20 protein-coding genes are annotated in these 21827 nt (G+C 64.0%); 11 read left to right on the forward strand and 9 right to left on the reverse strand.

Translation table 11 applies throughout. The features are described from left to right. Nucleotides 1–17 precede the first annotated feature (17 nt). Nucleotides 18–914 (reverse strand): DNA-formamidopyrimidine glycosylase family protein, encoded by an 897-nt coding sequence (locus AB4074_RS19020; RefSeq protein WP_441414787.1) that lies wholly within the window; start codon nt 912–914, stop codon nt 18–20. A gap of 163 nt (nt 915–1077) precedes the next feature. Between AB4074_RS19020 and gcvH the strand changes: the two genes are divergently transcribed. The 5 genes from gcvH to AB4074_RS19045 all read left to right on the forward strand — a co-directional run bounded on the left by gcvH (nt 1078) and on the right by AB4074_RS19045 (nt 4161). Next, the gene (gene gcvH / locus AB4074_RS19025; RefSeq protein ID WP_078105597.1) at nt 1078–1464 is read left to right on the forward strand and encodes a glycine cleavage system protein GcvH; all 387 of its coding nucleotides are present in this window, start codon (nt 1078–1080) and stop codon (nt 1462–1464) included. A gap of 140 nt (nt 1465–1604) precedes the next feature. After that, a complete protein-coding gene (locus AB4074_RS19030; protein ID WP_441414788.1) occupies nt 1605–2084 on the forward strand; it encodes an FHA domain-containing protein in 480 nt (159 codons plus the stop codon). A 20-nt stretch (nt 2085–2104) separates the two neighbouring features. Beyond that, complete coding sequence (gene ftsR, locus AB4074_RS19035; protein ID WP_441414825.1) at nt 2105–2821, forward strand: transcriptional regulator FtsR; 717 nt, start codon at nt 2105–2107, stop codon at nt 2819–2821. Next, nucleotides 2821–3324 carry a bifunctional nuclease family protein gene (locus AB4074_RS19040; protein ID WP_234753890.1) on the forward strand — a complete coding sequence of 168 codons (504 nt, stop codon included), beginning with the start codon at nt 2821–2823 and terminating at the stop codon, nt 3322–3324. The genes ftsR and AB4074_RS19040 overlap by 1 nt, the downstream gene beginning before the upstream one ends. Nucleotides 3325–3567: 243 nt before the next feature. Next, nucleotides 3568–4161, forward strand: a complete 594-nt coding sequence (locus AB4074_RS19045) for a MerR family transcriptional regulator (protein ID WP_236816845.1) — start codon at nt 3568–3570, stop codon at nt 4159–4161. A 130-nt stretch (nt 4162–4291) separates the two neighbouring features. Here the strand turns inward: AB4074_RS19045 and AB4074_RS19050 are convergent, their stop codons facing one another. Continuing rightward, on the reverse strand, nt 4292–5110 hold the full coding sequence (locus tag AB4074_RS19050; protein WP_441414789.1) for a ParA family protein: 819 nt from the start codon (nt 5108–5110) through the stop codon (nt 4292–4294). A 313-nt stretch (nt 5111–5423) separates the two neighbouring features. On the opposite strand from AB4074_RS19050, the gene AB4074_RS19055 reads away from it, so the two are divergent. Beyond that, nucleotides 5424–8819 carry a pyruvate carboxylase gene (locus AB4074_RS19055; protein WP_441414790.1) on the forward strand — a complete coding sequence of 1132 codons (3396 nt, stop codon included), beginning with the start codon at nt 5424–5426 and terminating at the stop codon, nt 8817–8819. A gap of 99 nt (nt 8820–8918) precedes the next feature. On the opposite strand, the gene AB4074_RS19060 is transcribed toward AB4074_RS19055, so the two are convergent. Beyond that, complete coding sequence (locus AB4074_RS19060; protein WP_441414791.1) at nt 8919–10730, reverse strand: AMP-dependent synthetase/ligase; 1812 nt, start codon at nt 10728–10730, stop codon at nt 8919–8921. Between the two features lie 207 nt (nt 10731–10937). Here AB4074_RS19060 and AB4074_RS19065 point away from each other — a divergent pair, with 207 nt between their 5' ends. Continuing rightward, nucleotides 10938–12053: an ROK family glucokinase gene (locus AB4074_RS19065; protein WP_441414792.1), complete on the forward strand. Its 1116-nt coding sequence runs from the start codon at nt 10938–10940 to the stop codon at nt 12051–12053. A gap of 42 nt (nt 12054–12095) precedes the next feature. Here the strand turns inward: AB4074_RS19065 and AB4074_RS19070 are convergent, their stop codons facing one another. After that, a complete protein-coding gene (locus tag AB4074_RS19070) occupies nt 12096–12638 on the reverse strand; it encodes a hypothetical protein (RefSeq protein ID WP_441414793.1) in 543 nt (180 codons plus the stop codon). Continuing rightward, nucleotides 12631–13446 (reverse strand): alpha/beta hydrolase, encoded by an 816-nt coding sequence (locus AB4074_RS19075; RefSeq protein WP_441414794.1) that lies wholly within the window; start codon nt 13444–13446, stop codon nt 12631–12633. The genes AB4074_RS19070 and AB4074_RS19075 overlap by 8 nt, the downstream gene beginning before the upstream one ends. Before the next feature lie 155 nt (nt 13447–13601). Here AB4074_RS19075 and AB4074_RS19080 point away from each other — a divergent pair, with 155 nt between their 5' ends. Both AB4074_RS19080 and AB4074_RS19085 read left to right on the forward strand, forming a co-directional pair. After that, nucleotides 13602–14402, forward strand: a complete 801-nt coding sequence (locus AB4074_RS19080) for a lysophospholipid acyltransferase family protein (protein WP_441414795.1) — start codon at nt 13602–13604, stop codon at nt 14400–14402. 66 nt (nt 14403–14468) lie between these two features. Then, nucleotides 14469–15896, forward strand: a complete 1428-nt coding sequence (locus AB4074_RS19085) for a class II 3-deoxy-7-phosphoheptulonate synthase (RefSeq protein WP_425550454.1) — start codon at nt 14469–14471, stop codon at nt 15894–15896. 89 nt (nt 15897–15985) lie between these two features. Here the strand turns inward: AB4074_RS19085 and pknB are convergent, their stop codons facing one another. Together pknB and AB4074_RS19095 are read right to left on the reverse strand one after the other, a co-directional pair. Next, a complete protein-coding gene (gene pknB / locus AB4074_RS19090; RefSeq protein WP_441414796.1) occupies nt 15986–18076 on the reverse strand; it encodes a Stk1 family PASTA domain-containing Ser/Thr kinase in 2091 nt (696 codons plus the stop codon). Between the two features lie 72 nt (nt 18077–18148). Continuing rightward, complete coding sequence (locus AB4074_RS19095; protein WP_441414797.1) at nt 18149–19534, reverse strand: LysM peptidoglycan-binding domain-containing protein; 1386 nt, start codon at nt 19532–19534, stop codon at nt 18149–18151. A 224-nt stretch (nt 19535–19758) separates the two neighbouring features. Between AB4074_RS19095 and AB4074_RS19100 the strand changes: the two genes are divergently transcribed. Next, nucleotides 19759–20112 (forward strand): Rv2175c family DNA-binding protein, encoded by a 354-nt coding sequence (locus AB4074_RS19100; RefSeq protein ID WP_236816870.1) that lies wholly within the window; start codon nt 19759–19761, stop codon nt 20110–20112. A 51-nt stretch (nt 20113–20163) separates the two neighbouring features. Here AB4074_RS19100 and AB4074_RS19105 read toward each other — a convergent pair whose 3' ends face one another. Beyond that, entirely contained in the window at nt 20164–21162 is a 999-nt protein-coding gene (locus AB4074_RS19105; RefSeq protein ID WP_441414826.1) for a polyprenyl synthetase family protein, read from the reverse strand. A gap of 89 nt (nt 21163–21251) precedes the next feature. Further along, nucleotides 21252–21440: a hypothetical protein gene (locus AB4074_RS19110; protein WP_308193892.1), complete on the reverse strand. Its 189-nt coding sequence runs from the start codon at nt 21438–21440 to the stop codon at nt 21252–21254. Between the two features lie 22 nt (nt 21441–21462). Between AB4074_RS19110 and AB4074_RS19115 the strand changes: the two genes are divergently transcribed. Beyond that, the gene (locus tag AB4074_RS19115) at nt 21463–21765 is read left to right on the forward strand and encodes a hypothetical protein (RefSeq protein ID WP_441414798.1); all 303 of its coding nucleotides are present in this window, start codon (nt 21463–21465) and stop codon (nt 21763–21765) included. Nucleotides 21766–21827 lie beyond the last annotated feature (62 nt).

A 21827-nucleotide genomic window follows, 5' to 3' on the forward strand; every position in this document is an offset into this window, starting at 1 on the left:
CCGGCGGTTTCTTCGAATCAGGCGTCGTCGCTCGAACCGCGTTTGGCCAGGATCTCGCCGTTGGTCTGGCACGTGGGGCAGTACTGCAGGGAAGTCCCCACGAAGGCAACCTCCCGCACGGTGTCCCCGCAGACCGGGCAAGGCTCGCCGGTCCTGCCGTGCACGCGCATCGAGGCCTTCTTAGCAGGCTTCAGCTCGCCCGGTTTCTTGCCGGAGAACTCATTGATGGCACCACTGAGAATGTCCTGCATCGTTGTGAAGAGACGCTCCACCGCGTCCGGTCCCAACGAAGAAGCAACGGCGACGGGAGACAGCTTCGCCGCGTGGAGGATTTCGTCGCTGTAGGCGTTCCCGATACCGGCCATGAGCTTCTGGTTCTTCAGGATTCCCTTGATCTGCTGCCGGTGCGTGAAAAGCCGGCTGAACTCGTCCAGGCCGAAGGCGGGGCCAAGGGGATCCGGCCCAAGCTCCGCAATGCCATGGACTTCCCCCGGCTGGCGAACGAGGAAGATGGCCAATCCCTTCCACGTTCCGGTGTCGGTAAGGGTGATGTCGAAATCGCTGCCATTGTGCGAAAAGCCCAATTGCGCGGCGAAGTATCCGCCCGCTGCGGTCGCTTCGTTGCCGGGGTGTTTATCCGAGAACGTGAGCCAGCCGGCCTTGGCGAAATTGACGATCATGTACAGAGGCTCTGCTGAGTCGCCGCCCTCCGGTGCAGCAGGGGCGATCTTGAAAACGAGGAACTTTCCGCGTCGGCCGACGGATTCAACGGTCCGCCCGATGAGCGATTCATGGGGAACATCCGCAACTTTCAGGGCGAATGCCGATGGCAGCAGTAACTGCGTGAGCTGTGCCCCGGATAGCTGTTCGTCCAGAAAGTCGCTCAGGGCAGTGATTTCGGGCAGCTCCGGCATGATCGTGCTCCTTCGGCGGCGTTGCAGGACTATGCGGCTCGAGTCTGCTTCCAATCATTCCAGACACCTGTGGGGAGGGGACATGGATGTGCTTATACTTTCAGCGGTGGCCGGATGACCGGGCCGCCGTCGTGGTCCGAAATGTCCCGATGAAAGGCGACTCATGAGCAACATTCCTGCCGATCTTTCCTACACCGCCGAACATGAATGGGTCAGTGCCCCGAATGCAGACGGCGTCGTGCGCGTCGGCATCACGGACTTCGCCCAGGATGCACTCGGCGATGTCGTCTACGCCCAGCTGCCCGAGCCTGGCACCACGGTGAAGGGCAACGACGTCGTAGGTGAAGTCGAGTCGACGAAGAGCGTAAGCGACATCTACGCCCCGGTGAGCGGCGAAATTGTTTCCCGTAACGAGGCTCTCGACACCGACTCTGCCCTGATTAACTCGGATCCCTACGGTGACGGCTGGCTGTTCGAAGTAAAGCTTTCGGAAGCTGACGCCATCGAGACCCTTCTCAGTGCATCAGAGTACGAACAACAGGTAGGCTAAATGGTATCTGGCCCGCCAAGTCGGTTCTCCCCGGAACATCGGGAGCGACGGCGGCGGGCCAGCGACCTGTTTGGCCCGGGGAACCGGGCAGTTGCGTAACCGGCAGTTTTGTCAACTGCCGGCGGATGAGGAGGATTTCCATGGTTGGCGGCAAGCGGAACCACGCCCGGGACGAGCACGGTGCTGTAGAACAGCCAACCTCGGAGACCACCTCAATCCAGCTCACGCCCGTGCGCCACCACGAGCCGGATGCCCGGCCGCCGCTGGCCGCCGAGGAGCGCGCTGCGGTCCGGGCATTGCCTCCTGGATCTGCTTTGCTGATTGCGCACACCGGACCGAATGCGGGTGCACGCTTCCTTCTGGACTCTGACACCACCACCGCCGGCCGCCACCCGGATGCGGACATCTTCCTGGATGACGTGACGGTTTCGCGCAAGCACGTGGAATTCGTACGCACCCCCGAAGGCTTCGAAGTAGTGGACACCGGAAGCCTCAACGGCACCTACGTCAACCAGGACCGGGTGGACAACGTCCTGCTCAAGAACGGCAGCGAGGTCCAGATCGGGAAGTTCCGCCTCACCTACTACCTGAGCCCTGCCCGCGCAGCAGGCCAAGACTGATTCCGGGTACGCCTGTGGCACTGCCCCAGCCGGAACGGCGAGGACCGCAGGTCCTCAACATCGGGGAGGTCCTCGCCCAACTCAGCGACGACTTTCCCACCATGACGGCGTCCAAGATCCGTTTTCTTGAGGAAAAGGGACTGATCAATCCGAAGCGCACGCCTGCCGGGTACCGGCAGTACGCCGAAAGCGACGTCGAGCGACTGCGTTTCGTGCTGGCCCTCCAGCGTGACCAGTACCTGCCCCTGAAGGTCATCAAGGATTACCTGGACGCGATCGACCGTGGCGAGCGTCCCGAAAACCTCCCGCCGGGGGTGTCGGTCTCTCCGCGGATTGTCTCGGACGAACTTGCGGCTGAGCTGCAGGGCCACGCACGCGCCTTGAGCGAGGAGCAGTTGCGGACGGAATCCGGGGCCAGCGTCCCGCTATTGCAGTCCCTCCTCAGTTACGGGCTCATCAGCCACGTCAACGGCAAATTCGACGAACACGCCCTTCAAGTGGCGCGCGCATGTGTCCAACTTGAAAGCCATGGACTTGAGCCGCGGCACCTCCGTCCCTTCCAGGCCGCAGCCGAGCGTGAATTCGGTTTGGTGGAGCGTGTCGTCGCTCCTCTGACGTCCCGCAAGGATGCGGCATCGCAATCCCGGGCAGCGGAATCCGCCCGGGAAATCAGCGAACTCTGCCTCAGCCTGCATCGAGCCTTGGTGCAGGACCGTATCTCCCGTATGGACGCATGATGATTGAGGTCGAGATCGTTGGAGTGCGGATTGAACTGCCTTCAAACCAGCCTTTGGTCCTCCTGCGCGAGATGCATGGGGAACGCCATGTCCCCATCTGGATCGGCACGCCCGAAGCCAGTGCCATCGCCCTGGCCCAGCAAGGCGTGGTGCCGCCCCGGCCCATGACCCACGATTTGATGATCGACGTCGTTGAAGCCCTCGGCCACACCATCATCAGCGTGAACATCGTGGCGGTCGAAGACAATATCTTCTATGGCCAGCTCCAGTTCGACGACGGCACTGTGGTGAGTTCCCGCGCTTCCGACGCGCTGGCGCTTGCGTTGCGGGCGAAATGCCGCATCTGGTGTGCGGACGCCGTGATGGATGAAGCCGGCGTCCGGATCACCGAACACGACGAGGGCGAAGACACCGAGCCGGGTCCCGAAGTCGACGAAGAACGGGAATTGCGCCGCTTCCGGGAGTTCCTGGACGACGTGGAGCCCGAGGATTTCGAAGGCTGAAGGCAGCCTAAGGTTAAAGTTGAGGGTGAAAGTTTCGACACGATCTGAAAATGCCCCGGACGTCTTTGACCTGAGGCTCCCGCACGCCTAACGTCGAAGATATCAAGTTCCCGTTGCGTACAGGACCCGCGCAAGTCACACTGAAAGGTGCGGCCGCGTTGAAATTACACGAGTGCATTTTCCCGTTTCGTGTTAGCCGCCGTATGCACCATCCCCAAGGGAACTTCTGACAAGGAGGGTCACGTGAGTCCCAAAGGCGAAGCAGGCGAGCTAAAGCAGGCGTCGACAGGCGTTGCTGTACCCGCAAGCGGTGCCCAGGGTCTGCTCTTCACGGAGGACCTTCCGGTCCTGGATGAAGATGCCGGCTACCGTGGTCCCACCGCGTGCAAGGCGGCAGGGATCACCTACCGCCAGCTGGACTACTGGGCACGTACAGGACTCGTTGAACCCGCTGTGCGTGGCGCCGCCGGTTCCGGATCGCAGCGGCTCTATGGCTTCCGGGACATCCTGGTTCTCAAAGTCGTCAAGCGCCTCCTGGACACAGGTGTGTCCCTCCAGCAGATCCGCACGGCCGTTGAACATTTGCGTGAACGCGGAGTGGAAGACCTGGCGCAAATCACGCTCATGAGCGATGGTGCGAGTGTCTATGAATGTACTTCCGCGGACGAAGTCATTGACCTGGTGCAGGGTGGCCAGGGCGTGTTCGGCATCGCGGTAGGCCGCGTGTGGCGCGAAGTCGAGGGGAGCCTTGCTGCGCTGCCGAGCGAGCACGTTGTAGAACAGTCCTTTCCGGACGACGAACTCAGCAAGCGCCGTTCCGCGCGCCGCACCGGCTGAACCGCCGTCGGGATCGCCACGAGCGGCCACTGAAGACCAATGAAGCCGCCTTCCAATAGGAAGGCGGCTTCGTCGCTTCTCTCGAAGAAAGCATTTCTCGAAAAGGCAGCTTCTGCCTCGCAGGTTCCCGTCAGCGCTTGCGGCGCTCCCGCGTGCCGTTGTTCGAGGACAGCATGTTCTCCAGAAGCGAGTCAAATAGCTTGGCGGTGTTCTTGGCGGAGTCGCCAGGCCAGTGGTGGACGGCGTGGGCGGCCCCCTGGATTTGCTGCCAGTTCGCCTGCTCCGGAATATGAGGTGCCAGCAAAAGCTCGCCGAACATCGATTCCATCTCTGCGAGCCGGAACGTGTGCTCGGATGAGGCAGGCCGGACCCGGTTTGCAACGATCCCTGCAGGAGCCAGCTGCGGAGCGAATTCCTGGCGGAACAGCTGGATGGCGCGCATGGTGCGTTCCGTGCCGGCTACCGAGAAGAGCCCTGGTTCGGCGACAAGGACCACGCGGTCGCTCGCGCTCCAGGCCATGCGGGTGAGGCCGTTGAGGGACGGCGGACAGTCAACGAGTACCAGCTCGTACTTTTCGGCCGCGGCCAGGACCGTAGTCAGGCGGCGGAGATCGCGGCGCCCAAGATCCGGCCGGTCGTAGATTCCGGTGTAGGCGGATCCGACGGCGACATCAAGGGCCGTGCCTCCGCCATTGCCGCGGGAGTGGTCAACCCAGCCGCTGCTGACCACGTTGTCCAAGAGCCTGGCCTTGCGGGGGTTCTTCAGCATGCGGCCAATGTCGAGCTGGTCACCGGCCTGGACGCCGAGGGCCGTGGTGGCGTCGGCGTGGGGATCCAGGTCCACAACAAGGGTCGGGATCCCTGCGGCCAGTGCGGCCGAGGCCAGCCCAGTGGTTACGGATGTCTTGCCCACGCCGCCTTTGAGGCTGCTGATGCTGACTACTTGCACTTGAAAACCCAAAACCTAACGCCGGTTGCCGTGTCGCGGTGCTTGTGTTCCGGCTTTGCCGGAACCGGGGCTCTGCCGCTGCCCTTCAACATCATATGTTGAGTGGCCACCGATTCCTGCCTTATCGGCCCGGAACGGCTTGGGCCGCCTGTTACTCGATCGGCTTTTAGCACGTGAAACTGCATCGTGCGCGAAGGTACACTGCTCGTGACGAATCCCCGTGTGACTGTCACCACAAAGATTTGTGTTTGGGTATGGAGGTCTTACACACTGTGACCACCGACCGTTACACCCGCAATGATGCAGGAGAAGCATGTTTTCCAAGATTCTGGTGGCTAATCGCGGCGAAATCGCGATCAGGGCCTTCCGCGCTAGCTATGAACTGGGCGCCAAGACCGTAGCGGTCTTCCCGTATGAGGATCGCAACTCGATCCACCGGCAGAAGGCCGATGAGGCCTATCTGATCGGCCAGGAAGGCCATCCGGTCCGCGCTTACCTGGACGTAGACGAAATCGTCCGCGTCGCGAAAGAATCGGGTGCGGACGCAATCTACCCGGGCTACGGATTCCTGTCCGAAAACCCGGACCTCGCCCGGGCGGCCCAAGAGGCGGGCATCACGTTTATCGGCCCGCCGGCTGAGGTGCTGGAGCTCGCCGGCAACAAGGTCGCCGCACTCGAAGCCGCCCGCAAGGCAGGTGTACCCGTCCTGAAGTCGAGCGCGCCGTCCCGCGACATCGACGAACTCATCGCCGCAGCGGACGAGGTCGGATTCCCGATCTTCGCCAAGGCCGTCGCTGGCGGCGGTGGCCGCGGCATGCGCCGGGTGGAGACCCGCGAGGACCTTCCGGAAGCCCTCCAGGCGGCCATGCGCGAGGCGGACGCCGCGTTCGGCGATCCCACCATGTTCCTGGAGCAGGCAGTGTTGCGTCCCCGCCACATCGAGGTCCAGATCCTGGCCGATGGCGAGGGCAATGTCATGCACCTCTTCGAGCGCGACTGCTCCCTGCAGCGCCGCCACCAGAAAGTCGTGGAAATCGCTCCGGCCCCCAACCTGGACGAGTCCATCCGCCAGGCCCTTTACCGGGATGCCGTGACCTTCGCGAAGGCCCTGAACTACGTCAACGCCGGAACGGTCGAGTTCCTGGTGGACACCGAGGGCGAACGGGCCGGCCAGCACGTCTTCATCGAGATGAACCCGCGCATCCAGGTCGAGCACACGGTCACCGAGGAAATCACTGACGTGGACCTCGTCCAGGCGCAGATGCGCATCGCCTCGGGCGAGACCCTCGCAGACCTCGGCTTGAGCCAGGAATCGGTATCCATTAAGGGCGCCGCACTGCAGTGCCGCATCACCACGGAAGATCCCGCCAACGGCTTCCGGCCCGACGTCGGAAAGATCACCGGCTACCGTTCCGCGGGTGGCGCGGGTGTCCGCCTCGACGGCGGCACGGTCTACTCGGGTGCCGAGATCAGCCCCCACTTTGACTCCATGCTGGTCAAACTGACCTGCCGTGGACGCGATTACCCTGCCGCGGTGGCCCGTGCCCGGCGCGGCCTGGCCGAGTTCCGGATCCGTGGCGTGTCCACCAACATCCCCTTCCTCCAGGCCGTCCTGGCCGACCCGGACTTCATTGCGGGCAACGTGGCGACCGATTTCATCGACAAGCGCCCCGAACTGCTGAAGTCCCACGTCTCCGCGGACCGCGGGACCAAACTGCTGACCTGGTTGGCCGATGTGACGGTCAACAAGCCCAACGGCGAACTCAAGGTCCACTCGGACCCCGCAGCCAAGCTCCCGTCGATTGCCGGGATCGTTGCACCGGCCGGCTCGCGCCAGAAGCTGCAGGAGTTGGGTCCCGAAGGCTTTGCGAAGGCCCTGCGCGAGCAGCAGGCCGTGGCCGTCACGGACACCACGTTCCGCGACGCCCACCAGTCGCTCCTCGCAACCCGTGTCCGTACCCGCGACCTGGTCGCGGCCGGTCCCGCGGTTTCCGCCCTGCTGCCCGAACTGCTGTCGGTCGAAGCCTGGGGCGGTGCCACCTACGACGTCGCCCTGCGCTTCCTCGGCGAGGATCCTTGGGACCGGTTGGCCGCCCTGCGCAAGGCCCTTCCCAATGTCTGCCTGCAGATGCTGCTCCGTGGCCGTAACACAGTCGGCTACACGCCCTACCCGGAGGAAGTCACCGAGGCATTCGTCAATGAGGCCGCGGCAACGGGCATCGACATCTTCCGAATCTTCGACGCCCTCAACGACGTCAACCAGATGGCTCCGGCCATCCGCGCAGTGCGGGCCACCGGCACCGCGGTAGCGGAGGTTGCACTCTGCTACACCGGTGATCTCCTCGACCCTAACGAGAACCTGTACACCCTCGACTACTACCTGGACCTCGCCCAGAAGATCGTCGACGCCGGTGCGCACATCCTCGCCATCAAGGACATGGCCGGCCTGCTCCGCCCCGCGGCCGCAGCCAAGCTTGTCAGCGCCTTGCGTGAACGCTTCGACCTTCCGGTCCACCTGCACACGCACGACACCGCAGGCGGCCAGCTGGCCACCCTGCTGGCAGCCGTGGACGCGGGCGTGGACGCCGTCGACGTCGCATCAGCGTCCCTGGCCGGTACGACAAGCCAGCCGTCGGCGTCGGCCCTTGTGGCCGCCTTGGCACATACCCCGCGCGACACCGGGCTCAGCCTGGCCAGCGTCAGCTCCCTGGAGCCCTACTGGGAAGCGGTCCGCCGGGTCTACGCGCCGTTCGAGTCCGGGCTTCCCGGTCCCACAGGCCGGGTCTACCAGCACGAAATTCCGGGCGGCCAGCTGTCCAACCTTCGCCAGCAGGCCATCGCGCTGGGCCTTGGCGAGCGTTTCGAGGCCATTGAGGACATGTACACCGCCGCGGACCGTATCCTGGGCCGCTTGGTCAAGGTGACGCCGTCGTCCAAGGTGGTGGGCGATCTCGCGCTGCACCTCGTGGGAATCCATGCAGATCCCGCGGACTTCAACGAGAACCCGCAGAACTACGACATCCCGGACTCCGTCATCGGCTTCCTGTCGGGTGAATTGGGAGATCCCCCTGGAGGATGGCCGGAGCCGTTCCGCACCAAGGCGCTCCAGGGCCGCAGCATCAAGGTCCGCGACGTCGAACTGAGCGCCGAAGACAGTGCTGCGCTCAAGGGCGATTCCAAGTCCCGCCAGGCGACCCTGAACCGGCTGCTGTTCGAGGGCCCCACCAAGGACTACCTCAAGAGCGTGGACACCTACGGCAACCTGTCGGTGCTCGATACCCGCGACTACTTGTACGGTCTCCAGCTCGGTGCCGAACACGTCATGGAGCTCGAAAAGGGCGTGCGCCTGATCGCTTCCTTGGAAGCAGTTTCTGAGCCCGACGAAAAGGGCATGCGCACGGTCATGTGCAAGCTCAATGGCCAGTCCCGCCCTGTGGTGGTTCGTGACAAGTCGGTCGTCAGCAACGTGAAGGCCGCGGAGAAGGCGGATGCGTCCCAGCCCGGCCAGGTCGCAGCGCCGTTCGCCGGCGCCGTGACCCTGACCGTCAAAGCAGGCGACGCCGTCAAGGCCGGCGACACCGTCGCCACCATCGAGGCGATGAAGATGGAAGCATCCATCACGACGCCGGTAGCCGGCACGGTCTCGCGCCTCGCCATCAACAACGTGGAGCAGGTCCAGGGCGGCGATCTGTTGATCGTGGTCGAATAGCGGCCCGCTCCTCCGCGGAGCACGCAAGAAGAAAGGTCCCGGGCTGTTAGCCCGGGACCTTTCTTTAATGCTTTGACTGATGCGTCGGGGTGCGGCGCGTCAGGAAGCCTTGGGCGCCGAGTACATTTCCTCGATCACTGCGTCGAAGTCCTTCATGACCTGGGCGCGCTTGACCTTCAACGACGGCGTGAGGTGACCGGAGGCCTCGGTGAAGTCGGAGGGCACAATCCGGAACGACTTGATCGCCTCCGCGTGGGAGACGGACTGGTTGGCGTGGCTGATCAGTTCCTGGACGGCAGCCCGGACGAGGGCGTTGTCCGCGGCATCCGTCGTCGTCGTGGACGCGGGAAGGCCGTGGCGCTCGAGCCAGCCGGGCAGGGCTTCCTCGTCGAGGGTGACCAGCGCGCCGATGAAGGGCCGGTTGTCGCCGATCACTAGGACCTGGGACACCAGGGCGTCCGCACGGATTTGGTCCTCCAGCAGGGCAGGCACGACGTTCTTGCCGCTCGCCGTGACGATGATTTCCTTCTTGCGGCCGGTGATCTTCAGGAAGCCCTGTTCGTCCAGTTCGCCGATGTCACCTGTGCGGAACCACCCGTCCACGAACGTTTCCGCGGCGAGGTCATCCCGCTTGAAGTAGCCCCTCATGACGCAGACGCCCTTGGCGAGGATTTCGCCGTCGTCGGCGATCCTGACCGCATTTCCGGGAAGCGGGGCCCCCACCGTGCCGATCTTGATCAGGGACGGGGTGTTGACTGAAATGGGTGCCGTGGTCTCGGTCAGGCCGTAACCTTCGAGGATCTGCAGGCCGATACCGTGGAAGAAATGGCCCAGCCGTTCGCCGAGGGGACCGCCACCGGAGACGGCGTGGCTGACGTGGCCGCCCATGGCAGCGCGAAGCTTCCCGTACACCAAACGGTCGAATACGGCGTGCTTGAGCCTCAGCACCAAGCCAAGGGATCCCTCCTGCTGCGCCTTGGAGTAGGCGATCGCCGTGTCGACGGCCTTGTGGAAGATGGCACCTTTGCCACCGTCCTCAGCCTTGGTGAGCGCCGAGTTGAAGACCTTCTCGAAGACACGTGGAACAGCCAGGATGAAGGACGGCTGGAAGCTTTGCAGGTCTGCCAAAAGGTTCTTGATATCCGGCGTGTGTGCCACTTGGGCGCCGGCGGCGACGGCCAGGACCGAGATGAAACGGGCGAAGACGTGGGCCAGAGGGAGGAACATGATGGTCTTGGCGGTCTCGTTGACGACGTCGCCAAGGGAAGCCAAAGCGTTCTCCGAGAGCTCCACGAAGTTTCCGTGCGTGAGTTCGCAACCCTTGGGACGCCCCGTGGTGCCGGAGGTGTAGATGATCGTGGCGACGTCGGCGAGTTCCGCGCTGCTGCGGCGCGCCTCGAGTTCCTCGTCGCTGACACCGCTTCCCGCGCTGCGAAGCGCGTCAAGGCCGTCGCCTTCAAGCTGCCAGACATGGGCCACTGAGCCGAGGCCTTCGGCGGTGACGGCCTGGCGGATGACGTCTTCGTGGTGTGCCGACTCGGCGAATGCCGCGACTGCGCCGGAGTCGCCGAGGTTCCAGGCCACTTGTGACGGCGATGACGTTTCATAGATCGGCACGGAAATGCCGCCTGCAAACCAGACGGCGAAGTCCACGAGGGACCATTCGTAGCGGGTCCTGGACATGATGCCCACGCGGTCGCCCACACCGACGCCATTGGCGATCAGGCCTTTGGCCAGGGCCGATACATCCTCGAGGAAGGCCGTTGCCCGGATGTCCTGCCATTGGCCGGCGCCGTTGAGCTTGGCAAACAATGCCGGGTTGGATGGCTTGGCGGCCTGACGAACCACGAGGTCCGTGATGTTGGTTTCGGGGGCAACATTCACCAGGGGCGGAACACTGAATTCACGCACGATAGCTCCTTCGATATCAACAGACCATTGCGGGGCTGCTCTAACTCTATACGGCCAAGTAATGGGTGTGTCGCAATTCACCTTACTCAAGTTACTGATGAGTAACTTTACGTGAAGCGTGGGATTCCGCCAATGCGGGCCTGCGGGCGCTCCGCCCGAAGGTGCAACATGTCAGTACATATGCGGCGCTCGGAATAGGATGGCGACATGCCACTGAATTCATCCAACGACCAGACCCCGGCAAGAGTTCGGAAGATTTCCTGGTCCGGTTCGGCCTCAACCGGCCGGCGCCCCGGCTCCACGCACGGAGGCCTCCGCTGGGAGTCCGTGCCGTGGGCCGCGCGCCGTTCCCATCTCGGCCGCAGGGGGCTCGCGATCGGGATCGACATCGGCGGCACGAAGGTGGCAGCGGGAGTCGTGGATCCTTCGGGTCGTGTGGTGGAGGAAGCGCGGCGCTCCACGCCGGGCAATGACGCCCGGGCAGTAGAGCGAGTGATCGTCGAGCTTGTCCAGGAATTGGGCAGAAGCCACCGGATTGCCTCCGTGGGGATCGGCGCCGCCGGTTGGATGGATCTCGACGGCGGCACGGTGCTGTTCAGCCCGCATCTCGCCTGGCGCAACGAGCCGTTGCGCGAAAACCTGCAGAGCCTGCTGAGGCGCCCAGTACTTGTCACCAACGACGCCGATGCTGCTGCCTGGGCCGAATGGCGCTTCGGCGCCGGGCAAGGGGAGAGCCGACTCGTCTGCATCACGCTCGGCACCGGCATCGGTGGTGCCATGGTCATGGACGGACGAGTGGAGCGTGGGCGGTTCGGCGTAGCGGGGGAGTTCGGCCACCAGATCGTGGTGCCCGGCGGGCACCGCTGCGAATGCGGCAACCGCGGCTGCTGGGAGCAATATGCCTCCGGTAACGCGCTCGGCAGGGAAGCCCGGGAGCTGGCCCTCCGGAATTCACCTGTTGCCTACGAATTGCTCAAGGCTGCCGGAGGCTCGGCTGAGAACATCACGGGCGTAACCGTGACGGAGCGGGCCAAAGCCGGAGATTCCGCTTCGAGGGAGCTCTTGGAAGAAGTGGGGCACTGGCTCGGGCTTGGTCTGGCGAACCTGGCTGCTGCGCTCGACCCAGGGACATTCGTCATCGGCGGTGGGCTATGCGACGCCGGTGAGCTTCTCGTGGGCCCTGCGCGGACAGCATTCACCCGGAACCTCACCGGCCGTGGTTTCCGTCCCGCGGCCGCCATCAAGCTCGCTGCGCTGGGACCGCGAGCGGGGATGATCGGCGCTGCCGACCTGTCCCGGGTCAGCGGCAGGGCGCGCGGGTAGTACGGGCTCAGCCGCGAGGGGATGCGCAGTGCGGCAGTCCGCTTAGACGCGGGCGCCGTCGTCGTTCTCGTCTTTTTCCTGGGGCAGCTTCATGATGAGGTACACCACTGAGGCCAGAAAGGTCGCCAGGATGCCCATCACTGCCAGGAGCGGCGCCGAGCGCCAGAACATGGCGGTGAACAGCAGGGCAAGCGGGCCGCCCACGGCTCCGATCCAGGCGAGCATGGTCAGGGGTTCGGTGCCGGCCAGGCTCGGCGGATCCTCCGGGACGAAGCCGTTCTCATCCTCGACGTCGTAGTCGCGTGGACCGGGCTCCCCGCTGCCCGTGGGTTCTTCTGCGGCGCCCCGTTTAGACAATCCAAGAGGGTCGAAGTCTTGGAAGGAACGTGACGATGAGCGCCCCGGAACGTCGTCCGGACCTGGACCCGGCCCTGTTCCGGAATCGTTGCCGGCCTCCGCCGACGTCGGCGCCTCGTCGAGGGCCGATGAAGGCATCGACTCAAGCCGGGCCACCAAATCGAGCCAGACGGCGTCGTCGTCTTTGTTGGCGCTCTGGTCGGGGGAGTCAGGCCCTGGCCTATTCATGGGGTGAATCCCGGAGCTCGGTGCCGGACTGGCTGGCGGGGGCGGAACTGCTTGTCAGTCCTGCCATTGTTTTCCTGATGAACTCGGCCGAGCCCCGGAAAATCTCCAGGGCATCGTTGTCCAGCGTGGCCACGTGGTAGCTGTTCTCCAAGGTGCTGAACTCCATCGAAGCCGTGACCTGTTCCTTCAACCGCGTGATGCTTCGATCCGAAACCACGTGGTCCACGGAGGAGCGGAAAACGCGCACCGGTGCGGAAATCCGGGGGAGCAGGGTGACGGTGTCCTTGTACATCTTTTTCAACTCATGGGCGGCGGCAACCGGTGTCCTGGGGTACGCTCCCTCGTCCATGCCGGGTTTGAGGATGTCGTTGGCGATGGCCGGGGTGGATTTCATGACGTGCTTGAGGATGCCGACCACGGCGGCGCGGGGATCGTCGATCACCAGTCCCGGATTGACGACGACAGTGCCGGCCACGGGGCGGGTAGCCGCGATCCGCAGAGCCAATGTCCCGCCCATCGACAAGCCGGCGGCGAAGACGAAGTCGCACTCGGCCTGGAGCTCCAGATACGCCGCGTCCACTGCACGGTGCCACTCCTGCCAGTGCCGCGTGGCCATGTCTTGCCACGTGGTCCCATGGCCTGGAAGGAGAGGGAGGCGGACAGCGTAGCCTTCGGCCGCCAAGTACTCGGCCCAGGGGCGCATGCTGTGCGGACTGCCCGTGAAGCCGTGGCTCATCACGACGCCGATGCTGGGTCCACTACCGGTGAAGTCGCTGGTGTACGGCGAGGGATCGGGGAGAGTGTTCATGATGACTCCGAGGCTACTCTGTTGGCGGCACTGCTTTCCGTGATGAGTCCATCGTGTCACTGTTCGGGACAATTCTCACTGGAGTATGGTGGCTTCTGAGTGCGGGCCGGGACCGTCCGGACGCCTTGCAGACGCCGCCCCGGAGAGGAACCAAAGTGTTCTATTGGGTCATGAAACGGATCTTTTTGGGTCCGCTTCTCAAAATGCTGTTCCGCCCGTGGGTCAAGGGCCTCGACAATGTTCCCCAGGATGGCGCCGCGATTCTCGCTTCCAACCATTTGTCCTTTTCCGACTCGATCTTCATGCCGGTGATGGTGCCCCGGCGCGTCAGTTTCCTTGCCAAGTCCGAGTACTTCACGGGTACCGGGCTCAAAGGCAGGCTTACGGCCATGTTCTTCCGGCTCACCAACCAGTTGCCGATGGACCGTTCGGGCGGGGCCGCGTCCGAGTTGTCCCTGCAGGCCGGCAGGGACGTCCTGGCCGCCGGCGGCCTGCTGGGCATCTACCCTGAAGGCACCCGCAGCCCCGACGCCAGGCTCTACAGGGGCAAAGTGGGGGTCGCCAAACTTGCGCTCCAAACCCGGGTCACCGTTGTTCCCGTTGCGATGATCGGCACCGAGAAAGTCCAGCCCATCGGGAAGCGTTTGCCCAACATCCGCAGGATCGGGATCATTTTCGGGCAACCTTTGGACTTCAGCCGGTATTACGGCCAAGAAGAAGACCATGCCGTTCAACGCGCCGTGACCGACGAAATCATGTACGAACTCATGCGTCTCTCGGGGCAGGAATACGTGGACGAATACGCCGCCGTCGTCAAGCAGCGGCTGGCCGGGCAGCCTCCGGCGCCGGTGAGCGGAAGCGAAGCGAATCCAGCCGACGACGGCGACGAGGGCAGGCGCCCGCCCGGCAACAGTTCAGGCCCGGACGGCGACGGCGCAGTGGCCGGGAAAGTGTGACGGCCTGCCAATAAGGGTTACGGAAGCCATGCCCCGAACAGCGGGCAAGGCAACTAGTCTTGGAGAGTGACTGAGCTATCCGCGAACCCCGCACCGTCCATGACCGGCCCCGTGACCAGTTCCCTGGGCAGCCCCCTGACCAGCACCGCCCAAAGCGGCGCGGCAAACTATCCCGGCTTGGACGATTGGCGCCAGCTGCCCATCTCGCAGCAACCCACATGGACCGATAGGGGCGTCTTCGATGCCTCCGTCAAAGAACTGTCCGTGCTTCCGCCGCTGGTGTTCGCGGGCGAGGTTGACATATTGCGCGAGCGTCTGGCCGCTGCAGCCCAGGGCAAGGCATTCCTGCTTCAGGGCGGCGACTGCGCCGAGACCTTCGAGGACGCGACAGCTGACAAGATCAGCGCCCGGGTCCGCACCATCCTGCAGATGGCCGTTGTCCTTACCTATGGTGCGGCCATGCCCGTCATCAAGATGGGCCGCATGGCCGGCCAGTTCGCCAAGCCCCGGTCCTCGAACGAGGAAACCCGCGACGGCGTGACCTTGCCCGCGTACCGCGGCGACATTGTCAACGGCTACGATTTCACCCCGGAGTCCCGGGCCCACGATGCCAGCCGCATGCTGAAGGCGTACCACACCTCGGCTTCCACGCTGAACCTTATTCGCGCCTTCACGCAGGGCGGCTTCGCCGATCTCCGCCTGGTGCACCTCTGGAACAAGGGCTTCACCGAAAACCCCGCCCATGCCCGCTACGAGTCCTTGGCGAGGGACATCGACCGTGCCATCAAGTTCATGGCGTCCTGCGGTGCTGATTTCGAAGCCCTCAAGCGCGTGGAGTTCTTCGCGAGCCACGAGGCACTCCTGCTCGACTACGAGCGGGCCCTGACGCGCATCGACTCCCGCACGGGACTTCCTTACGACACTTCCGGGCACTTCCTCTGGATCGGTGAGCGCACCCGTGAGCTCGACCATGCGCATGTGGACTTCCTGTCCCGGGTGCGCAATCCGATCGGCGTCAAGCTCGGTCCCGGGACTTCCGGAGACGACGCATTGCGGCTCATTGACAAGCTCGACCCGAACCGCGAGCCCGGCCGCCTTACCTTCATCACCCGTATGGGTTCCAAGAACATCCGCGAGAAGCTGCCCGCCGTCGTCGAGAAGGTCACTGCGTCGGGCGCCCAGGTTCTCTGGGTCACGGACCCCATGCACGGGAACACGGTCACCTCGCCCAACGGGTACAAGACCCGCAACTTCGATGACGTCGTGGACGAAGTCCGCGGGTTCTTCGAAGTCCACCACGCCCTCGGGACGGTACCCGGTGGCCTGCACATGGAAATGACCGGCGACGACGTCGCGGAATGCCTTGGCGGCGCCGATCCCATTGACCAGGATGCCTTCCTGGACCGCTACGAGTCTGTGTGCGATCCCCGCCTGAACCACATGCAGTCCCTCGAGATGGCGTTCCTCGTGGCTGGAGCCCTCACCAAGCGGTAGTCCCCACGAAGCGGACGTCCAGCAGCAGGCCCGAATACAGGAAAGGCGATCCGGAACATTCCGGATCGCCTTTCCTGTATGGGTGCGTCCTACACGACGGTCAGGGTGACGACGGAGCCCTCCGGGGCATCGCTGTCCACGGGGTTCTGGTCACGGACGGTGCCGAAGAAGCCACCCAGGATGTTGTTGATCTTGACCTCGAATCCGAGCGACTCCAGGGCCTTGCGGGCGGCGTCTGCCTGTTTGCCGATGAAGTTGGGGACATGCACCATTTTCGGACCCTTCGAGAGGGTCAACGTGACGGCGTCGCCGCGGATCAAGGTGCCGTTGGCAGGGATCTGGCTGACTACGGCTCCCGCGGGGACCTTTTTGTCGTTGACGGGTTCCGGCGATATTTTTGCGGTCAATCCGGCGTCGCTGATCGCTTTGACGGCGGCTTGCTGGCTCATGCCGCGGACATCCGGTACGGGAAGGGGCTGCGGTCCCTTGGAGACCATCAGCGCCACCGGGGTGCCGTGGCGGACCGCGGTGTCCTGGGCCGGAGACTGGGAGATGACCGTGCCTGAAGGCACTTTGTCGTCATATTGCTCGGTGACTTTGCCGAGCGCCATCCCCGCCACACCAAGGGCATTCTTTGCCTGGTCGAGTGTCAGGCCGGTCATCGCGGCAAGCGGAAACAATTGCGGGCCCTTCGAGACGAAGAGCGACACCCCTTGGAACTTCCGGACTACTTGGCCGGAAGCGGGTTCCGTTCCAACAGCCAACCCCGCCGTGACGTCGTCGTCGAACACGTCTTTTGGCTCGGATTGGAAGCCGGCGGTTCTCAGCAGCTGCTGTGCCTCGGCGACCGTCTTGTTCCTGGTGTCCGGTATGGTTCCGGGCGAACCGGGCCCCATGCCGAAGAACCAGCCAGCCGCAGTGGCAAGGATCGCCAGGACAATCACGACGATCGTCCAGATCACGGCCCGGCGGCGCGGGTTGCCTTCCCGCAAAGAGCGCGACGGCGTGGCCGCGGCCCGGGCTCGGTCCTTTTCTTCCTGGCGCTCCATCCGCTTGATGTCGCGTTTGCTCGGCGGGGCATCGGCCGGATCCAGGGGTTCGCGGTCCTGTGGCACTTGGACGTCGAAAGCCGCGGCACCGGGGGAGAATCCCGACGGCGGAAGCACTGTGGTTGGATTGCGCTGGCTTGAGATGATCTCCGTCGGGCGGCCTATCCGTTCCAGGGGCTCCGTACGTTCGGCGTGGAAAGGGGCGACTACCGCGGTTGCCCCGGCCGCTTCTTGTTGCCCTTCGGGCGTCGCCGCCTTGGCGGCCGGCGGGTTGATATCCAGTTGCGCGTCGCTCAAGGTGGTGCGGATGTGCCGGAGTTCCGACAAGAGCGCGGAGCCGTCCACCGGACGCTCTTCGGGTTCCTTTGCGGTGCACCACTGGACCAGTTCGTCCACATCGGCGGCAAGGCCGGGCACCGCGAGCGACGGCGCAGCGACGGCCGCGTTGACGTGCTGGTAGGCAACCTGGATGGGAACGTCGCCCGCATACGGTTGCTCGCCGGTAAGCATTTCGTAGAGCATGATGCCGGTGGAGTAGATGTCGCTCCGGGCGTCCGCGGCTTTGCCGAGGACCAGTTCGGGAGCCAGATATGCGACTGTGCCGATGAGGGCGCCAGTGCTGGTTGTCGCTGTGACCGCCCGGGCCAGGCCGAAGTCGCCCACCTTGATGCGGCCGTCGTCGGCGATGAGGACGTTTTCTGGTTTCACGTCGCGGTGGATGAGTCCTGCCGCGTGGGCGGCCGCGAGCCCTTCGATGACGGGGTCGATCAGGGCAAAGGCCAGCCGGGGCGGGAGGGCTGCCTTCTCGTTGAGGACGTCGCGCAGGGTGTGGCCCTTGATGTACTCCATGACGATGTACGCAATGTGGCCGTCCTGTCCCTGGTCGAGGACACCTACGACGTGCGGATGGGAAAGGCTCGCCGCGGCCCGGGCCTCGCGCTGCAAGCGGTCGAGGAAATTCTGGTCATTGGCCAGGTGGGGATGCAGCACTTTGAGCGCCACGTCGCGGTCGAGCCGCTCGTCGGTGGCGAGATAGACGGTTGACATTCCGCCGTTCGCGAGGCGCGATCGCACCAGGTAGCGCCCATCCACGAGGGATCCGAGGAGTTGGTCCGAAACTTGTTCCTGCACCCTACGATCCTAGTTGAGCAAAACACGGGCCCGAATCGCCGTGCGATCCGGGCCCGTGTTCAGCGGCTTGATTTAGCTGAAGTTCTTCTTGAGGGACAGGATCGAGGCGACGTAGGCCTTGGTGTCGTCGTACATCCCGTGCTTGCTTACCGAGTACTGGCCCTGGTAGTAGCCTGCGATGGCCGTGTTCAGGTCCTTGCTGGTGTTGACGAGGGCCCGGATGATGGCGACGCCAGCGGTCACGTTGTCATACGGGTCCAGGATGTTGAGCTTGCGTCCCACCAGTTGGGAAGCCCATTCTCCGGAGGAGGGAATCACCTGCATCGTGCCGATGGCGTTGGCGGGAGAGACGGCACGCTGGTTGAAGCCGGATTCCTGGTAGGCGAACGCCATGGCCAAAGACGGGTCCACCCCCATCCGGCGCGCGGTATCGGCTACGATCCCCTTCATCTGGGCGGTGCTGGGTACCGGGGACGCATTGAGCAGGGCCTTGTTCGCGTTGGCTGAACTGACCACCGCCTCCGGGTAGGTGTAGCCCAGGAACGTGCTGGGAACCAAGGGGGTGCTGACCGGAGCCGGGGCCGCAGCCGAGGCTGCAGGAGCACCCGGGATGGCGAGCTTCTGCCCCGGATAAATGATGGTGCTCATGGACAGCTTGTTGGCCGAGAGCAGCGATGACAAGGACACGCCAAGGCGGGACGCAATGCCGCCCAGAGTGTCACCCGACTTGATGGTGTACGAGCCGGTGTTGGCAAGTGCCGGCGCTGCCGGGGCAGCCGGAGCGGAAGCAGGGGCCAATGCCGCTGGAGCCGGGGCCGCCGGAGCTGGTGCGTTCGTTCCCGGGCCAACCTTGATCTTCTGTCCCGGGTAGATGATGGACCGGCCGTTGAGGCCGTTCCAGCTGAAGACGTCCGAGAGCGCCACTCCGTGGCGGGCGGCGATGCCGCTCAGGGTATCCCCGGACACGACTGTGTAGCTGGCAGCCGACGACGACGCCGGGCTGGGTGCCGGGCTGGGCGCGGGTGCCGGGGCGCTTGGAGCAGCCGCGGAACCGGACAACTTGATCTGCTGTCCCGGGTAGATGATGGTGTTGCCAGAGAGCCCGTTGAGCTGCAGGACGGTGTTGGTGTTCAGCCCGTAGCGGGCCGCGATGCCGCTGATGGTATCGCCCCGGACGATCGTGTACGTGGCCGGAGCCGTCGGTGCCATGGGCTGCATGGCAGTCGGGATGCTCGCGGCAACCGCGGAGGCGGGAATGACGTTTGCGGATACGGCCGCGGCCTGGGCCTGCATGGCCGCGGTCAGCGATGCGGGGATCTTCTGGCTTTGTACCGCTGGAAGCGCTGTTGCCGGTTGGGCGAGCGCCAACGAAGAGAGCATGACGGCGGGCAGCGCCGCTGTGGTGGCCGCAATTATGGGCATGCTCGTTGTCTTCTTGGGCGAGCGGGGCGTCGTCATGGGAGCAATCCTCATCTCAGCAGCGGATGTTGGGAATGCCGCTGTTGCCAGTGTTACTAAAGTTAGTAGTGATGCAAATGTGATCAATGTGAATCTCTCACATTTTTCGATTCCGCACAAGAAATCCCGGCGCATTCGATTCTTGGGCAATTCGGGGACGCAAATTCCGCCCGTGCCGTCCGTCCGGCTAGGCGCAAAGCGCGCGGGCGTGGCAATCTTGATCCGTGAGTAATGTAGAAAGCCTCGTTTCCGAATGGCTGCCGCTGCCCGATGTGGCAGAGCTGCTGAACGTTTCAATCACCAAGGTCCACGGTCTTCTGGATGAGCGTGCAGTGGTGGCTGTGAGAGTGGGCGAACGCAATATCCGTTCGATTCCTGCCCTCTTTATCCAGGATGGTCATGTGGTGGATAGCCTGAAGGGCACCATCGCAGTGCTTGGCGATGCCGGGTACACGGATGAGGAGCTCATCGCGTGGCTTTTCACTCCGGATGAGTCGCTGCGTGGCCGCCCTGTCGACGCGCTCCGTGAAGGGCGCAAAACTGAAATCCGACGCAGGGCCCAATCGCTTGCCTGGTAAGGGACTCCTGCCTTAAATACAGTGGTGGCGATCAGATTGCTGACCAAGAGTTCACGCGGCCCGGCTGACGGCGGCTTCGGCCAACTGCCTGAGCGCGGTAAGCGGGAGTTCAGCCAAGGGGAGGCTTTCCAAGGCCTCGAAAGCTTCGTTGCTGAGTTCCTCGATCATAGATTCCGTGGCTTCGAGCGCTCCGCAATCCACGATGATCCGCCGGATCTCGGCAACCTCGGCCTCGCCAAGGTCCTGCCGTCCGAGCATGGTATCGATGTAGCTCGAATCAGCAGCCCCGGCCTGGTTGATGGCGAAGCCCACCAGCACAGTCCGTTTGCCTTCGCGGAGGTCATCTCCTGCAGGCTTTCCTGTCGTCCCGGGGTCTCCGAACACCCCCAGGACGTCGTCGCGGAGCTGGAAAGCTTCACCAAGGGGCAACGCGAAAGCGGAATAGCCTTGCAAGAGCTCTTCGCTGGCACCGGCCAAGGCGCCACCAAGGGCCAAGGGGTGTTCCGTTGAGTACTTCGCCGATTTGAATCGGATGATGGACTGTGCGCGGCGGACGGCACCTGCGCGGTCCCGCACGGGGCCCGCAACTTCCTCCAGGATGTCCAGGTATTGGCCGGCCATGACCTCGGCGCGCATCAGGTTGAAGATCCGCCGCGCAGGCGTGCCTGTTGCAGCCCTGCCACCAATCTCGGTGAACGCTTCCTCGCTGAACGACAGGCAGAGGTCTCCGGTGAGGATCGCGGCCGCATGTCCGAAGCGTTCGCTGTCGAGGGCCCAGCCCTCGCTCTCATGGAGCTGGCTGAACCGCTTGTGGACGCTTGGACCGCCACGCCGGGTGTCAGAGCGGTCGATGATGTCGTCGTGAATCAGGGCTGCAGCCTGGAAGAGTTCCAAAGCGCAGCCGGCAGTAATGATGTCCGGATGTGCGGACTCGCCTCCGGCACCTCGCCACCCCCAGTAGCACATCAAGGCCCGGAGCCGTTTGCCACCTGTCACGAGGCTCGTGATTGAGCCCATGAGGGGAGCGACATCGGGGGAGATGGTGGCCATGGTTTCTTGTTGCACCCCAAGGAAACCGTTAAGTTTGGCCGCGACGTCGGCCACGAAACGGCTCTGTTCCGAACCCAGGCTCTCCTTGGTCACTTGATTGACCCGGCGGCCACGTTGGCACCGATGGTGAACGTGGATTTGCCCGCTGTTTCCACTACCGAGATATTCACGGTTTCATTGTCGCCACGGAGGAAATCCTTTGATTTGATACTTCCCACGGTGCTGCCGGGAACTTCTTTAAAGCCCTGCGCCGTGAGCGCAGAGGTATAAAAAGCCACTACTGCGTCCGATGGGGACGCAATGGTGCCGACCAGGGCCACCGACGCCGGGGAGGAGTTCTTGTCGAAACTGCTGGATTCCACCGCTGCCTTGGGCATCAATGGAATCAGTTGCTGCGGGAATCCCGGAACCAGGGCGCCGACCGTCGCCGAAGCTCCTGCGGCCGCCGTGGACGTGGTGGCCGGCGCCGGACTTGCCGAGGCAGTGGCCGCCCCGGACGATGTTGGCGCAGCCCCTTGGGATGCCGTGCCTGCGGGGGACGACCCGCAAGCCGAGATGGTCAACGCGACGCCCGTGGCCAACAAGGCCATACTGACGGTTTGAGGCTTTCCAAAGAGCTTCACAGGGATTTCCTCCTGGGGACGACGCCGGATGCTGCCTCCAGT

The sequence above is a fragment of the Arthrobacter sp. 2MCAF14 genome, from assembly GCF_052115645.1.
Classification (GTDB): Bacteria; Actinomycetota; Actinomycetes; order Actinomycetales; family Micrococcaceae; genus Arthrobacter.

What these genes read in the sequence shown, in the direction of transcription:
- AB4074_RS19020 (WP_441414787.1), bottom strand. Translation starts at nt 914, where the DNA reads ATGCCGGAGCTGCCCGAAATCACTGCCCTGAGCGACTTTCTGGACGAA.
- gcvH (WP_078105597.1), top strand. Translation starts at nt 1,078, where the DNA reads ATGAGCAACATTCCTGCCGATCTTTCCTACACCGCCGAACATGAATGG.
- AB4074_RS19030 (WP_441414788.1), top strand. Translation starts at nt 1,605, where the DNA reads ATGGTTGGCGGCAAGCGGAACCACGCCCGGGACGAGCACGGTGCTGTA.
- AB4074_RS19040 (WP_234753890.1), top strand. Translation starts at nt 2,821, where the DNA reads ATGATTGAGGTCGAGATCGTTGGAGTGCGGATTGAACTGCCTTCAAAC.
- AB4074_RS19055 (WP_441414790.1), top strand. Translation starts at nt 5,424, where the DNA reads ATGTTTTCCAAGATTCTGGTGGCTAATCGCGGCGAAATCGCGATCAGG.
- AB4074_RS19065 (WP_441414792.1), top strand. Translation starts at nt 10,938, where the DNA reads ATGCCACTGAATTCATCCAACGACCAGACCCCGGCAAGAGTTCGGAAG.
- AB4074_RS19070 (WP_441414793.1), bottom strand. Translation starts at nt 12,638, where the DNA reads ATGAATAGGCCAGGGCCTGACTCCCCCGACCAGAGCGCCAACAAAGAC.
- AB4074_RS19075 (WP_441414794.1), bottom strand. Translation starts at nt 13,446, where the DNA reads ATGAACACTCTCCCCGATCCCTCGCCGTACACCAGCGACTTCACCGGT.
- AB4074_RS19095 (WP_441414797.1), bottom strand. Translation starts at nt 19,534, where the DNA reads ATGACGACGCCCCGCTCGCCCAAGAAGACAACGAGCATGCCCATAATT.
- AB4074_RS19105 (WP_441414826.1), bottom strand. Translation starts at nt 21,162, where the DNA reads ATGGCCACCATCTCCCCCGATGTCGCTCCCCTCATGGGCTCAATCACG.
- AB4074_RS19115 (WP_441414798.1), top strand. Translation starts at nt 21,463, where the DNA reads ATGGTGCCGACCAGGGCCACCGACGCCGGGGAGGAGTTCTTGTCGAAA.